The sequence below is a fragment of the Xanthomonas sp. NCPPB 2933 genome (assembly GCF_056725225.1).
This window is the reverse complement of the sequence record NZ_CM161518.1, coordinates 3778500-3791953: the sequence shown is the minus strand read 5'-3', so window position 1 is coordinate 3791953 and position 13454 is coordinate 3778500. Positions and strand designations below refer to the sequence as shown.

General features: G+C 65.6%; 13 protein-coding genes. 5 read left to right on the top strand and 8 right to left on the bottom strand.

Features of this window, described 5'->3' with window-relative positions:
• Positions 1-148: 148 nt before the first annotated feature.
• From nagZ to AC1PLU_RS15680, 5 genes are all read left to right on the top strand, one after another.
• Positions 149-1153: a beta-N-acetylhexosaminidase gene (gene nagZ / locus AC1PLU_RS15700; protein WP_481106699.1), complete on the top strand. Its 1005-nt coding sequence runs from the start codon at positions 149-151 to the stop codon at positions 1151-1153.
• A complete protein-coding gene (locus AC1PLU_RS15695) occupies positions 1153-1707 on the top strand; it encodes a hypoxanthine-guanine phosphoribosyltransferase (RefSeq protein WP_229009201.1) in 555 nt (184 codons plus the stop codon). The genes nagZ and AC1PLU_RS15695 overlap by 1 nt, the downstream gene beginning before the upstream one ends.
• 86 nt (positions 1708-1793) lie before the next feature.
• Positions 1794-2546 (top strand): S-methyl-5'-thioinosine phosphorylase, encoded by a 753-nt coding sequence (locus AC1PLU_RS15690; RefSeq protein ID WP_481106698.1) that lies wholly within the window; start codon positions 1794-1796, stop codon positions 2544-2546.
• An 87-nt stretch (positions 2547-2633) separates the two neighbouring features.
• Positions 2634-2840, top strand: coding sequence for a transcription antiterminator/RNA stability regulator CspE (gene cspE, locus AC1PLU_RS15685; protein WP_003488188.1), 207 nt, complete (start codon positions 2634-2636; stop codon positions 2838-2840).
• A gap of 96 nt (positions 2841-2936) precedes the next feature.
• Positions 2937-4232 (top strand): FAD-dependent oxidoreductase, encoded by a 1296-nt coding sequence (locus tag AC1PLU_RS15680; protein ID WP_481106697.1) that lies wholly within the window; start codon positions 2937-2939, stop codon positions 4230-4232.
• Between the two features lie 86 nt (positions 4233-4318).
• Here AC1PLU_RS15680 and pdeM read toward each other — a convergent pair whose 3' ends face one another.
• From pdeM to AC1PLU_RS15640, 8 genes are all read right to left on the bottom strand, one after another.
• A complete protein-coding gene (gene pdeM, locus AC1PLU_RS15675) occupies positions 4319-4963 on the bottom strand; it encodes a ligase-associated DNA damage response endonuclease PdeM (protein WP_481106696.1) in 645 nt (214 codons plus the stop codon).
• Complete coding sequence (locus AC1PLU_RS15670; protein WP_481106695.1) at positions 4953-7448, bottom strand: ligase-associated DNA damage response DEXH box helicase; 2496 nt, start codon at positions 7446-7448, stop codon at positions 4953-4955. The genes pdeM and AC1PLU_RS15670 overlap by 11 nt, the downstream gene beginning before the upstream one ends.
• Positions 7445-9049, bottom strand: a complete 1605-nt coding sequence (locus AC1PLU_RS15665) for an ATP-dependent DNA ligase (protein ID WP_481106694.1) — start codon at positions 9047-9049, stop codon at positions 7445-7447. Before AC1PLU_RS15665 ends, AC1PLU_RS15670 begins: the two co-directional genes overlap by 4 nt.
• The gene (locus AC1PLU_RS15660) at positions 9046-9279 is read right to left on the bottom strand and encodes a hypothetical protein (protein WP_074056998.1); all 234 of its coding nucleotides are present in this window, start codon (positions 9277-9279) and stop codon (positions 9046-9048) included. Before AC1PLU_RS15660 ends, AC1PLU_RS15665 begins: the two co-directional genes overlap by 4 nt.
• Positions 9276-10286, bottom strand: coding sequence for a ligase-associated DNA damage response exonuclease (locus tag AC1PLU_RS15655; RefSeq protein ID WP_210762010.1), 1011 nt, complete (start codon positions 10284-10286; stop codon positions 9276-9278). The genes AC1PLU_RS15660 and AC1PLU_RS15655 overlap by 4 nt, the downstream gene beginning before the upstream one ends.
• Positions 10287-10493: 207 nt before the next feature.
• Positions 10494-10859 (bottom strand): hypothetical protein, encoded by a 366-nt coding sequence (locus tag AC1PLU_RS15650; RefSeq protein WP_055820037.1) that lies wholly within the window; start codon positions 10857-10859, stop codon positions 10494-10496.
• A complete protein-coding gene (locus AC1PLU_RS15645; RefSeq protein WP_481106693.1) occupies positions 10856-11431 on the bottom strand; it encodes a bactofilin family protein in 576 nt (191 codons plus the stop codon). Before AC1PLU_RS15645 ends, AC1PLU_RS15650 begins: the two co-directional genes overlap by 4 nt.
• Before the next feature lie 96 nt (positions 11432-11527).
• Positions 11528-13237 (bottom strand): diguanylate cyclase, encoded by a 1710-nt coding sequence (locus AC1PLU_RS15640; RefSeq protein ID WP_481106692.1) that lies wholly within the window; start codon positions 13235-13237, stop codon positions 11528-11530.
• Positions 13238-13454 lie beyond the last annotated feature (217 nt).

The window sequence follows — 13454 nt, the reverse complement described above, 5'->3', positions numbered from 1 at the left end:
TCGGTGAGTGCAGAACATCGCCCGGGTAATCAGGCGCGTAGACGTACAGGTCCGGCACCTGCCTGAATGCGCGATCTGACGCTGCAACGCGCATCTGCGACAATGCCGCGCTGCGCCAACATGGCGCCTGGCCCGGGAGTCCCCCAACATGCTTCTGATCGGCGTTGCCGGTACCGAACTCAGTGCACAGGAGCGCGACTGGCTGCAGCACGATGCGGTCGCCGGCGTGGTGCTGTTCAAGCGCAACTTCGCCTCGCGCACGCAAGTGGCCGAGCTGTCCGCGTCCATCCGCGCCGCGGCACCGCGCCCGGTGTTGATCTGCGTGGACCAGGAAGGCGGGCGCGTGCAGCGTTTTCGCGACGGTTACAGCGCTCTGGCGCCGCTGCAGAGCTTCGGCGTGCAGTATGCGCAGGACCCCGAGGCCGCCCTTGCTGCCGCGCGCGCGCATGCGCAGCTGATGGCCAGCGAAGTACGCGCCAGCGGGGTGGACCTGAGCTTTGCGCCGGTGGTGGATCTGGGCCGTGGCAACCGCGCCATCGGCGATCGCGCCTTCAGCGACGACCCACAGATCGTGGCCAGCTTCACCCGCGCCTATGTGCAGGCGCTGCACGGCGCCGGCATGGCCGCCACGCTCAAGCATTTCCCCGGCCATGGCACGGTGCTGGAAGACACCCATGTCGACCATGCCAGCGACCCGCGGCCGCTGGACGTGCTGCTGGCCGAGGACCTGGTGCCATTCATGGCCGGGATCGAGGCCGGTGCCGACGCGGTGATGATGGCGCACGTGGTCTACCCGCAGGTTGCGCCGGAACCGGCCGGTTATTCGCAGCGCTGGATCGAGCAGATCCTGCGCGGGCAACTGGGCTTCCGCGGCGTGGTGTTCTCCGACGACATCGGCATGGCCGCCTCGTTCAGTGCCGGTGGCGTGGCGGGCCGGGTGCATGCGCACCTGGATGCCGGCTGCGACGTGGTGCTGGTCTGCCATCCGGAACTGGTCGACGCATCGCTGCAGGCCGTGCAAGGCCGCAGCCTCAATACCGCAGCATTGATCGGCCTGATCGGCCGCGGCGCGCTGGGCTGGGATGGCCTGCTCGCCGGCACCGACGCCTCATTCACCACTTCCCCTTCCGCCCCTTTCGGAACAACTGCCTGATGTCCACGCTCACCATTTCCCAGGCCCTGGCCCAAGCCGATCTGCTGGTCGACCGCCCCGCAATCGACGCCGCCGTCGGCACCATTGCCGATGCGATCGCGCGCGACTACGCCGGCGAAGTGCCGGTATATCTCACCATCATGCATGGCGCGCTGCCGTTCTCCGGCCAGCTCGCGCTGGAGCTGGGCGCACGCGGCCAGGACCTGCAGTTCGATTACCTGCATGCCACCCGTTATCGCGGCGAACTCACCGGCGGCGAGCTGGTCTGGAAGCACCGCCCGGCCACCGCGTTGTTCGGCCGCCGGGTGATTCTGGTCGACGACATTCTCGATGAGGGTTACACGCTGCAGGGCGTGCGCCAGTGGTGCCTGGAGCAGGGCGCTACCGACGTGCGTGTGGCGGTGTTGACCGTCAAGCGCCATGACCGCTGCGTGCCCGGCGTCGCTGCCGATTATGTGGGCGTGGAAGTGGCCGACCGCTACGTGTTCGGCTTCGGCATGGACGTCAACGAGCAGCTGCGCGGCATTCCCGCCATCTATGCGATGAAGCAGTAACTCCCGCAGTGTGCCCGCTTCGCTGCGGGCAGCCAGGCGCGCACGCGTGCGTGCGCCGTCATGTCTTTTTGTAGCAGAGGTCGGTTGTGTCCCCCAATTCCATCGCATTGGCCGTCATCGGCGGCACTGGTGTCTACAAGCTCGCGCAGCTGGACGAGGTGCAGACGCACCAGATCGAAACGCCGTACGGCGCGCCCTCCGGGCCGATTCGCGTCGGCATGTTGCTGGGTCACCGCGTGGCGTTTCTGGCGCGTCATGGTGAAGGCCATTCGCTGCCGCCGCACAAGGTCAATTACCGCGCAAACATCGCTGCGCTGCAGCAAATCGGCGCTTCGCGCGTGCTGGCACTCAACACCGTGGGCGGCATCAGCGAGCGGTTCGGCCCGCGCGTATTGGCGTGCCCGGATCAGTTGATCGATTACACCTGGGGCCGCGTGTCCACCTTCTGCGAAGAGCCGGGAAGCGAGGTGCAGCACGTGGATTTCGGCCATCCGTATTCGCCGATGTTTCGCAGCAAAGTCATTGCCGCAGCCAAGGTGACGGGTGTCACGCTGGTTGCCGACGGATGTTACGGAACCACGCAAGGACCACGACTGGAAACGATTGCAGAGATCGCCCGCATGCGTCGCGACGGCTGCGATCTGGTCGGCATGACCGGCATGCCCGAAGCGGGGCTTGCACGCGAAAAAGGCCTGGAATATGCGTGTTTGGCGATCGTTGCGAACTGGGCGGCCGGCTGCGGCGACGCGCAGGAAATCACCATGGCCGAGGTGCTGAGCAACGTCGATGCGGCCTCGTCCGGATTGCCGGAGCTGATTGGCGAACTTGCACGCGGGTGATTGTCATTGGGGCATAAGCTTTGCATACTCGGCGCGTACGCATCGCCGTACACCACCCATTAATTATTGCAAAGGTCTCGCATCACCATGCCGAACGGTACCGTCAAGTGGTTCAACGACGCCAAGGGATTTGGCTTCATCTCACCGGAGGACGGCAGCGCCGATGTCTTCGCGCACTTCTCCGCGATCAACTCCAAGGGCTTTCGCAGCCTGCAGGAAGGCCAGCGCGTCAGTTATGACGTGACCCAGGGCCCCAAGGGTGCCCAGGCTTCGAACATCACGCCGGTCGAGTGATGTGACTCGATTGTGCGGTTGAAGAACCCCGCCACGGCGGGGTTTTTTTTGCACCGGTCCATGCGGGATCGGTACTAGCGAAACAGAGCAGGGACGATGCAACGAGCATTACGGATCGCGGTAGTGGGCTATGGCACGGCGGGGCAGGCACTGGCCGTGCTGCTGGGTGCCGATGGGCATCGACTGGACGTGTTCGAGCGCGCCGCCGCGCCCGGGCCGGTGGGCGCAGGATTCCTGCTGCAGCCCAGCGGACTGCAGGTGTTGTGGAAGATGGGATTGCTGTCGCAGGCGCTTGCGTATGGCGCGCCGGTGCGGCGGCTGTATGGCGAGACGCCGTGCGGGCGCGCAGTGATGGATATGCAGTATCGCGATCTGGATACCCGGCTGATGGGCTTGGGCATGCAGCGCGGGGCCTTGTTCGCGCTGTTGCGCGATGCATGGCCGGAGCAGGCGCAGCTGCATGTGGATACGCAGATCACCGCGATCGATCACGACGGCGTGCGTGTACAGGACCAGCGCGGGCACTGGCATGGTCCGTACGATCTGATCATCGCCGCCGATGGCTCGGCCTCCACGCTCCGTGCGCAGGCGCAGGGCACGCAGCTGGATCGGGTCTATCCGTGGGGGGCGCTGTGGTGCCTGCTGCCACGCGACGATTGGCCGTTCGTCGATGAGCTGCGGCAGCGGTATATCGGCGCACGCAAGATGATCGGCCTGCTGCCGGTGGGCACGCGGCCCGGCGACAACACGCCGCGGCTGAGTTTTTTCTGGAGCCTGCCGTGCAGCGATTTTGCCGCGTGGGAACAGCGCGGCATCACGGCATGGCGCGATGAAGTGGCGCAGATGTGGCCGGATGCACACGCCCGCCTGGAAACCGTGCAAGTGCATGGCGCACTGGCGCGTGCCAGTTACCGCGACGCGGTGGTGACGCGCTGGCATCGCGGCCGTTTCGTGCTGGCCGGCGATGCCGCGCATGCGATGAGTCCGCAGCTGGGGCAGGGCGTCAATATGGCATTGCTGGACGCGTTGGCGATGCGCGATGCGTTGCGGGTTGGCACCGATCTGGATGCCGCCTTGCAGCACTATCAGCGCGAACGCCAGGCGCATGTGGCGATCTACCACCGCTGGAGCCGTTGGTTGACGCCGCTGTTCCAGTCCGAGCGCGATCTATGGGCACACGGACGCGACCTGCTGATGCGCCCGATGGGTCGCGTGCCTGGCGGGCGCGGACATATGCTGCGTGTGCTCAGCGGTACCCAGCAGGGTTGGTTCGGCAAGCTGGCGTTGGCACCGGAGTTTGTGGAGGCGTTGTGGCAACCAGTGCCGCAGCCGCACCTGTCGCCGCAGCTGCAAACACGTGCTGAGGACGATGGCGTTAGAGCCGTGATGTAGCGCGTGTGGGTTGTTGCGGGCCAGACGTGTTATCTATCTGATGCGTGATGGCGTGATGGCGTGATCGCAGTCGCACTGCTGTGTCGCTAGCGTACCGGCAATGCCACCGCATCACCTTCCACGCAGGCGACCAGACGTTCGCCTTCGACCAGCGTGGGCACGATGCCGGCGGTGAAATGCGAGAACGCCGGCAGGATGGTGACGCGCTCGCGCAACCAGAATGCCGGCCAGCGACGCGACATGCCGGGCAGCGCGGCCAGCGGATGCAGATGCCCGCACAGCACGTGCCCGGTAGGATGCGGCAAGGGATCGTGGCGCAGCACGAATGGGCCGTCTTCGACCTGCTCGCCGGCCGCTTCGATATGCAGATCCGCACCGGCCAGGGCGCGGTCGTGGTTGCCGCGGATGGCGATCACGCGCAACCCGCAATGACGCTCGCGCCAGGCGCTCCAGCGGCGATGCCAGGCCGCGCGCGGGGCAGGCCCGTGCAGCAGATCGCCGAGGATCCATAACGCCTCCACGTCGCGTTGTTCCAGCAACGCATCCAGCCGATCCAGATCGTGCGCGGTGCCGCCGGCCGGCATCCCGATGCCGGCGCGACGGAACACATCGGCCTTGCCCAGATGCAGGTCGGCGATCAACAAGGCGCGTTGCGCCGGCCGATACAGCGCACGCTCGCCGAGCAATTCCACTGTTTCGCCGGCCAGCTGCAGTTGCACGCTATCGCCCATGTTTACGCTCCAGTTGTTCGGCAGCGCGCAGCACGCGGGCCTTCCAGTCTTCGGTACTCAGTTGGCCGCGCACACGTTCTGCCCATAACGGAAACGACAGGGGAGTCAGACTGCGCGGTTTGCACAGGCGTAGTTCGCGGCGTGCGCAATCTTCCAGTGCATGCGCAAGCCGCGCCAGTTCGAGCTGGCCTTCGAACACCTCGCGCTCGGCCTGGGCCAGCAGCAGATGCTCGGGATCGAAGCGCTGCAACACGTCGTAAAGCAATCCGCTGGAGGCCTGCAGCTGACGCAGGCTGCGCGGCGCGCGGCCAGGCAGCGCTGGCGACAGCAACCCGGCGACGCGTGCGATCTCGCGAAATTGCCGGCGCGCCAGTTCGCCCAGATTGAGGCTGTCGCGCAGATCGTCGAGCAACCCGGCTGGCGACAGCAAGCTCTGCAGCACGTTCGCATCGAGTTCCACATCCTGCGCGGGCGAGAGCACAAAGCCATAATCGTTGGCGGCAAAACTAAACGTATTGCGCTGACGCCGACCCCAGCGCGCAGCGAGCAACGCGGCCAGGCCTTCATTGACCTGGCGGCCGGCGAACGGATACACGAACACGTGCCGGCCATCGCGCGCCTTGATGCTTTCCACCAGCAGATGGTCCGGGCCGGGCAGCGAGGACAGCGATGACTGCAGGCGCAGCAACGGCGCAAGCGCCTGCATTTCCGGCGCATCGCCGGGATCGGCAAACACCGCTTCCACTTCACGGCCCAATGCCGACGACAACGGCATGCGCCCGCCCATCCATTTCGCCACCACGCCACTGCCGCCCTTGGCCACGCGCACATAAGCGGTCATGTCTTCCAGCCGCACCAGCTCCAGCAAACGGCCGGCGAATTGAAAACGATCGCCACGGCGCAGACGGCCGACGAACTGTTCTTCCACCGCACCCAGGCGCCCGCCGCGCAAAAACTGCACACGCACGCTGCCATCGCTGGTGATGGTGCCGATGGACAAGCGATGCCGTAGCGCGACGCGCCGATCGACGACGCGATACACACCCTCTTCGTCGCGCACGACTTTATGGAAATCCGGGTAATGCGCCAGCGCGCTGCCGCCTTGCACGATGAAGTCGAGCACCGCTTGCCAGGTGGCTTTATCCAGCGCCGCAAAGGCATCGGTGCCGCGCACTTCTTCAAACACTGCATCGGCGTGGAAACCGCCGCCGAGTGCGAGCGTGACGCAGTGCTGCGCCAATACATCCAGCGACAGGCGTGGCGGTGGGCGCGCTTCGATATGGCCATGCACGATCGCGCGCCGCGCAGCGGCGTATTCCACCAGTTCCAGCGCATGCGAGGGCACGCACACCACGTGTCCGGATTCGCCCGGGCGATGACGCGCGCGGCCCGCACGCTGCAGCAAGCGGGCAATGCCTTTCGGGCTGCCGACCTGCAGCACCTGATCCACTGCCGGAAAATCCACGCCCAGATCCAGGCTGGAGGTTGCCACCACGCAGCGCAGGCTGCCGTCGCGCAAGCCGAGTTCGGCCGCTGCGCGCAGCGAGGGGTCCAGCGAGCCGTGATGCAACGCGAGCGTGGCCGGATCGTCCGGCCATACCGCGTTCAAGGCCTGATGCCACAACTCGGCCTGCGCGCGCGTGTTGGTAAACACCAGACTGGTGCGCTGCTGCATGATCTTCTGCAGCACGCGCGCCAGCTGCGCCAGGCCCAGATGCCCGGCCCAGGGAAAGCGTTCGCCGCTCTCCGGCAACAACGTCTCCAACGTCATCGCGCGCGGTTTGACGCCCGAGACCAGCGCAGCATCCGGGCGATGCGGCAACAGCACGTCGCGTGCCTGCGCCAGGTTGCCCAGCGTCGCCGACAAGCCCCAGATGCGTAGTGCCGGCGCCCAGCCACGCAAGCGCGCCAAGCACAGTTGCAGCAACACGCCGCGCTTGTTGCCGAGCAGCTCATGCCACTCGTCGACGATCACGCAGCGCAGCGCCGACAACTGCGGCGCGGTGTCCGGGTACGACAGCAACAACGCCAACGATTCGGGCGTGGTGACAAGTACATCGAGCTTGCCGCTGCGCGCCAGCCGCTTGTCGCGCGCGCTGGCATCGCCGGTACGCAAGCCCACCTGCCAATCCAGCCCCAGTGCTTCCACCGGTTCACGCAGGGCGCGTGCGGTATCGGCGGCGAGTGCGCGCAACGGGGTGATCCACAGTACCTGCAGTGTTCGTTGTTGTTGGCGGCGCGCAGTCGTCGTTGCGGATTTGGTCGACGTGCGGCGCCCGTGTGCGGTCAACGCTTCCAGCAGTGGCCCACCGAACGCCGCCAGCGTCTTGCCGCTGCCGGTTGGCGTATGCAGCAAGCCGGATTCGCCATCGAGATAGCGCTTCCACACATCGCGTTGAAACGGTAACGGCGCCCAACCGCGCTGCGCGAACCAGGCACGCCATTGCTGCAACGGCGTGCCGCGTGTCTGCTGCGCGTCGCTCACCGTGCCAGCGCCTGCAAGCTGCTCAGGTGATCGGCCTCGGCCATCGGTTTGTCCTGGCGCCAGCGCAAAATCCGCGGAAAACGCACCGCAATGCCGGACTTGTGCCGCGCGCTGCGATTGACCGCTTCGAATCCCAGCTCGAACACATGATGCGCGGTGACCGCACGCACCGGGCCGAAGCGCTCGGTGGTATTGGCGCGGATCCAGCGATCCAGCTGCAGAATTTCCTTGTCGTCCAGGCCGGAGTAGGCCTTGGCGATCGGCACCAGCTGGCCCTCGTGCCACAGCCCGAACGTGTAGTCGGTGTACAGCGTACTGCGCCGGCCATGACCGGCTTGCGCATACAGCAGCACCGCATCGATGGTGAGCGGATCGATCTTCCACTTCCACCAATCGCCGCGTCGACGACCGGATTGATACACCGAATTGGCGCGCTTGAGCATCAGCCCTTCCACGCCGCGCTCGCGTGCATCCAGGCGCACCTGCGCTGCTGTTTGCCAATCGCTCACCTGCACCAGCGGCGAGGTAACGATGCGCGGGTCGGCGAGTGTGGCCAGCACGCCTTCCAGCAGTGCGCGACGCTCCTGCAATGGACGTTCGCGTAAATCCTCGCCATCCAGCTCAAGCAGATCGTAGGCGACCACACGTGCTGGCGCTGCTGCCAACGTCTTTGGCCCGGGCTTGAGCCGCTGGATGCGCGTCTGCAAGGCAGTGAATGGCATCGGTAATGGCTGCTCCGGTTGCCAGGCCAACAGCTCGCCATCGATGACGGTGCCCTCTGGCAACTGCATCGCAGCCTGTTCGATTTCCGGAAAACGACCATCCAGACGTTCTTCGCCGCGCGACCACAACGCCGCTTCGCCAGCGCGTCGAATCAGCTGCAGCCGAATGCCGTCCCACTTCCATTCCAGCAACCAGGCATCGACCGCGCCCAGCGTGTCGACCTCGGCTTCCAGTGGCGAGGCGAGAAAGAACGGATAGGGCTGCTGCCGATCGCCAGGCAATTCTTCGGCGGTCAGCAAGTTGGCCAGATAGGTCGGATGCGGCCGCCAGCTGCCCAACATGCGCTGCGCAATGCGCGCGATCTCTATCCCGGACATCTCGGCCAAGGCCTGTTGCACCAGTCGCTGCGACACGCCGACGCGCAGCGCGCCGGTCAGCAGCTTGTTGAATACCAGACGCTCGTCGAAGGCCAGGCTGCGCCACGCCTGCACGATGCAGGCCTTGCGTACATCGACGTCTTGATTGGCGATCGGCAGCAGCCGCTGTTCGATCCATTCTGCAAGCGGTAAATCGGCCGTTTCGGTGGCCGGATCATCCAATAGCAAGGCCAGCGTTTCAGCCAGATCGCCGACGTGGTCGTAGCTATCTGCAACCAACCAATCGGCAATGCCGGCGGTCTCGGTGATCCATTCGCGCAACTCGCTGCTGCTGGCGATGCGCATGCGTGTGCTGGCCACCTTGCCGCCGGCCAGTAAATACAACGCCCACGCCGCATCAAGCGGCGGCGCGCTGCCGAAATAACGCACCAACGCGGCACGCTTGTCGAGCGTGCCGGTACTGCGATCCAGGGTGCGGTACAACGCGGCAAATCGCTTCACGGCAGTGCCTGTGTCGTTGCGCACTTGCCTGCGGCACGCAGTTTCATTGCGCGCTGCGTAAACGCACTCAAGCTGCGTACGCGACGCTGCGGTTGCGGCGGCCCGACAATGGCGGCAGGCGTAGCGCGATGAATGCGAAACGCCAAGGCGTGCCGACGAAACGCAAGCGCGCCGCTCAGGCGAATGCGGGGCCGTGCGCGAACATAACGACGTGCGGGCAGCGGGTTCATTCCTCGGCTCCGAAATCGGTGCGGAAGGCTTCGGCAGCGACGCCGCGTTCCAGCAGATGCTGGATCAAGGCATCAGTGTTGCCGTGGGTGGCGATCACGCGCCGCGCGCCCGTCTCCTCGATGGTGCGCAACAGGTCCGGCCAATCGGCATGATCGGACACTACAAAGCCGCGGTCGTAATTGCGCCGACGGCGATTGCCGCGAATGCGCATCCAGCCCGATGCAAACCCCTGTTGTGCATGCCGGAAACGACGGATCCAGGCGCTGCCGGCCGCCGAGGGCGGCGCCAATACCAATTGCCCGGCATAGTCGGCGCCGCGCGCGTGTTCGCTGACCGGTTGGGTGTCCAGCATCGCGATGCCGGCCTGGCGATACACCTCCACGCCCACCGCGATCGCGCCATGCAACAACGCCGGTTGCGTGTCCCATGCGCGCAGTTCCGCCAACACCCGTTGTGCCTTGCCCAATGCATAGCAATACAGAATGGCCGCTTCGCCGCGCTCGGCGCATTCGTGGCGCCAGGCGACGATATCGGCTGCCACGTCTGAAGTATCCGGCCAGCGATACACCGGCAGTCCGAAGGTCGCCTCGGTGATGAAGGTGTCGCACGGCACCACTTCGAACGGTTTGCAGGTGGGATCGTGCTGGCGTTTGTAATCGCCCGAAGCGACCCAGACCTCGCCATCCACTTCGATGCGCACCTGCGCCGAGCCGAGCACGTGGCCGGCCGGATGCAGCGACACCTGCGCACGTCCCAAGCGAAACGCTTCACCGTCGGCATGCGTGTGATAGACCTGCTCGCCGAGGCGCCACTGCAGGATCGGCAGACTCTCGTGCGTGCAGTGGTATTCGCCCATGCCGCTGCGTGCGTGGTCGCCATGCCCGTGGGTGATCACCGCACGTGGTACTGGCCGCCAGGGATCGATATGGAAGTCGCCCTGCGGGCAATACAGACCCTCGGGGCCAAGCACCACCAGATCGCCAGGTTTGTCGTTGCCGTTGCGCATGCGGCAACTCTGGCCAAGCCGGTGTGCAGATCCTGAGAATGGGAATGGCATGCATCGGCGTAACGCTTTGACACGTGCTTGCACGGCGAGGTTCGGGTGGACGCGGAGGAGTGATCGGCATCCTCCGCGTTGATCTCGATCCGATCCTGATCTCCGGCACGCCTGATCTCATGCAGGCCTTCCATCTGGGACTTGCCTTCCTACCCCCTAATGGCGCGTACGCCGCCCAGGCGAACGCACTGCGGTCGCCTCTACGGCCAAGGTAAAACCACGCTCTTCGCCGCCCTGCATTGCGCCGACATCCACGACCTGGCGGCGAATCTCTTCGCCCTTGCCGTTACGCACCGACACCACCACGGTGTATTCCCATGGATCGCCATCGGCAGGATGACGGATGGTGCCTTCGACCTTGAGCGGCACGATCGGGGCGGGCTGCGCATGTTGCACAGCTGCCGAGTCGAAGCGCAGGTGATGCTTGCACGCAGGGCAGACGCTGGCGCTTTCCAGAATCGTCGCCTTGCAGTGCGGGCAGCTGCGCGTGGCACCGGGCGTGCCCGGGCGGGGTGCACTCATGTGGCGTCGCTGTCTCCGCTCACGATTGCCTTGCTCGTGCCAACCGGTTTGCCGGTGTCTTCGCCCCAGCCGAAATCGGCCTGGCCGCGCATGCGGGCGCCCGACGCCACGGTGAGGCTACCGGCTTTGACGTCGCCAATCAGCACGCCGGAGGTCTGCAATTCCACTTGCGCGGCCGATTCGATATTGCCCTCCAGTTCGCCGGCGATGATCACCTTGTTGGCGCGCACGCCGCCGTTGAGCTTGGCGCCGCGTTCGATGGTGAGATCGCCCTTGACGTTGACGTCGCCCTTGAAGCGGCCGGCCAGACGCACGTGCCCGGCGCCTTCGATCTTGCCTTCGATGCTGATGTCGGCGGCGATCAGCGATTCTTTCGCCTCACTCTGGCGCTGCGGGGCCGCAGTGCTGGTTGCCGGCGTCACCGGCGCAACACTGGGCGGGGCGTTGGCAGGCACCGGCGGAGCGGGGCTAGCCTCGGCGGTGAACAACCGGCCATCGGCGGCGGGGGGAACTTCGGGTGCGGCCGGAACGCCGTCTTTCTTGTTGGGACCTTGATCGCGCCACATCGACATCGGATTGCCTCGCTTGGGGGTCAAGGCCGACTATCGCCGCGTCGATGGATCTTTTGTGTGACGAATTGCGCAATCCAACATCGACGGCGTGCGTGCTCAATCCAGTGGGGCCGTGGCGGCGCCGTGCTGCTCGACCCGGTTACGTCCGCGGTGTTTGGCGATATACAGCGCCGCATCGGCTTTCTGGATCAGGCTCGATCCCAATTCGCCATCGACCGGGAAGCTTGCCACGCCGATCGAGGCGGTCACGCGCGGCAACGCGCGCTGGCCATCGGTGACCGCCAATGCGGCGATAAAGCCACGGATCTGCTCGGCCACGCGCATGGCTTCGGCGCCATCGGTCTCGGGCAGGATCACGGTGAATTCTTCGCCGCCGTAGCGGCAGGCCACATCTTCGGCGCGCAGGCGGGTCAGCAGCAGCTCGCCCACCGCTGCCAGCAGCAGGTCGCCGCCGGCATGGCCCTGGCTGTCGTTGAACTGTTTGAAGTGGTCCACATCCAGCATCAGCACCGACAACGGCAGGTCACGCCGTGCGCAGCGCGCCAGCTCGTGGCTGAGCGATTCTTCCAGATAGCGGCGGTTGTACAGCCCGGTCTGCGCATCGCGAATGGATTGCCGCCGCAGCGATTCGCGCAGACGCAGATTGCTCAATGCCAACGACAACTGTTCGGCGGCAGCCTCGGCGATTTCCAGGCGCGGCATCGGGCCAGGGCCGGGCGAGGACAGAAACAGAAAGCCGAGCTGGGTGCCTTGCGCCGACATCGGCAGGCAGGCGGTAGTGATCGGTGCGGTGGTGTCGGGCACGGCGATATGCGCACACAGCGCATCCCGGTGCAGGTCTTCGATGATGTGCGGCTGGCCCCGGCGCAGCGCCCAGCACTCTTCCGGCAGCAGATGCGGCGCGCTTTGCAGCAGCGGCTCGCCCCAGTGGCTGATCGCTTCGGCGCGATCCTGCGACGCGCGCAGCAGATACACGCTTCCGGCCACGCCGGGCAGCAGGCCGGCCAGGGTGCGGCTGGTCACCACCAGCGCCTCTTCGGCGCTGATGCAACTCTGCAGCAGGCCGGTATAACGGCTGAGCAGATTGAGATCGGCGGTACTGCGTTGCAACGCGTCGACACTCTCGCCCAGCTCGCGATTGGCCTGCGCTGCCAGCCGCTCGGCCTGCGCGCGATTGCTCAGTTCGCGCATCAACAACCCGTAGACGGTGCCGACGACGACCAGCCCGAATGGAATGCCGGCCAGCGCCAACACCAGCAGCAAGGTCGCACTTTGACGGCTGCTGTCGGCGCGCTCCACCAACAGTTCCTGTTCGCGCTGCACCATGCTCAGCGACTGCTCGCGGATCGCGCTGGTGGTGCGGAAGGCGCTTTGCCGGATGCTTGCGCGCGCTGGTTCCAGACCGCTTTGCGTATAGAGGTCGAGCGTATGCTGGATCTGTTGCAGGCGCGTCTCCACCAACTGCTGCAAGCGGTCCAGATGCTGTTCCTGGGTGGTGTTGTCGGTAATCAGTCTTCGCAGGTTGCCGAGCAGAATCGGCAGGCGTTCGACGCTGGTCTGATAGTCAAGCAAATATCCATCGTTGCCGGTGAGCAAAAAGCCGCGCTGCGCCGACTCGGCATCCAGCATGCGCGCCTGGATCTCGTCGATCCGGCCGATCACTTCATGCGTGTGTGCCACCCACGCGGCATCGGCCAGCGAGCGGCGCGCACCGACGAAGATGCCGATGCCGATGGCGATAAAAATCAGCGCAGAAAAAGCCAGTGCAAGCTGATTGCTGCGGCGCGAGGTAAAAGAAGAGGGCATGCGCCGATGCTAGCCTGCCGTGCTCGACAACATGCGCTTTCTGCCGCCGACAAACGCACGCGCCGGCTCGATAAAGCCGGCGCGTGCGCAAAGTGCCAACGGGGTCACGCGGTGTTTCGGAGTGGCTGACAAGCGCGGGCGGCGGTCCTTGGTGGTACGAACGGCGCAGAAGAGCCGGCGTGTGCGTGATACATGGCGCTTTCCGAGCACCGACCGT

What these genes read in the sequence shown, in the direction of transcription:
- AC1PLU_RS15695 (WP_229009201.1), top strand. Translation starts at nt 1,153, where the DNA reads ATGTCCACGCTCACCATTTCCCAGGCCCTGGCCCAAGCCGATCTGCTG.
- pdeM (WP_481106696.1), bottom strand. Translation starts at nt 4,963, where the DNA reads ATGGGCGATAGCGTGCAACTGCAGCTGGCCGGCGAAACAGTGGAATTG.
- nagZ (WP_481106699.1), top strand. Translation starts at nt 149, where the DNA reads ATGCTTCTGATCGGCGTTGCCGGTACCGAACTCAGTGCACAGGAGCGC.
- AC1PLU_RS15650 (WP_055820037.1), bottom strand. Translation starts at nt 10,859, where the DNA reads ATGAGTGCACCCCGCCCGGGCACGCCCGGTGCCACGCGCAGCTGCCCG.
- AC1PLU_RS15645 (WP_481106693.1), bottom strand. Translation starts at nt 11,431, where the DNA reads ATGTCGATGTGGCGCGATCAAGGTCCCAACAAGAAAGACGGCGTTCCG.
- AC1PLU_RS15680 (WP_481106697.1), top strand. Translation starts at nt 2,937, where the DNA reads ATGCAACGAGCATTACGGATCGCGGTAGTGGGCTATGGCACGGCGGGG.
- AC1PLU_RS15655 (WP_210762010.1), bottom strand. Translation starts at nt 10,286, where the DNA reads ATGCGCAACGGCAACGACAAACCTGGCGATCTGGTGGTGCTTGGCCCC.
- AC1PLU_RS15660 (WP_074056998.1), bottom strand. Translation starts at nt 9,279, where the DNA reads ATGAACCCGCTGCCCGCACGTCGTTATGTTCGCGCACGGCCCCGCATT.
- cspE (WP_003488188.1), top strand. Translation starts at nt 2,634, where the DNA reads ATGCCGAACGGTACCGTCAAGTGGTTCAACGACGCCAAGGGATTTGGC.
- AC1PLU_RS15640 (WP_481106692.1), bottom strand. Translation starts at nt 13,237, where the DNA reads ATGCCCTCTTCTTTTACCTCGCGCCGCAGCAATCAGCTTGCACTGGCT.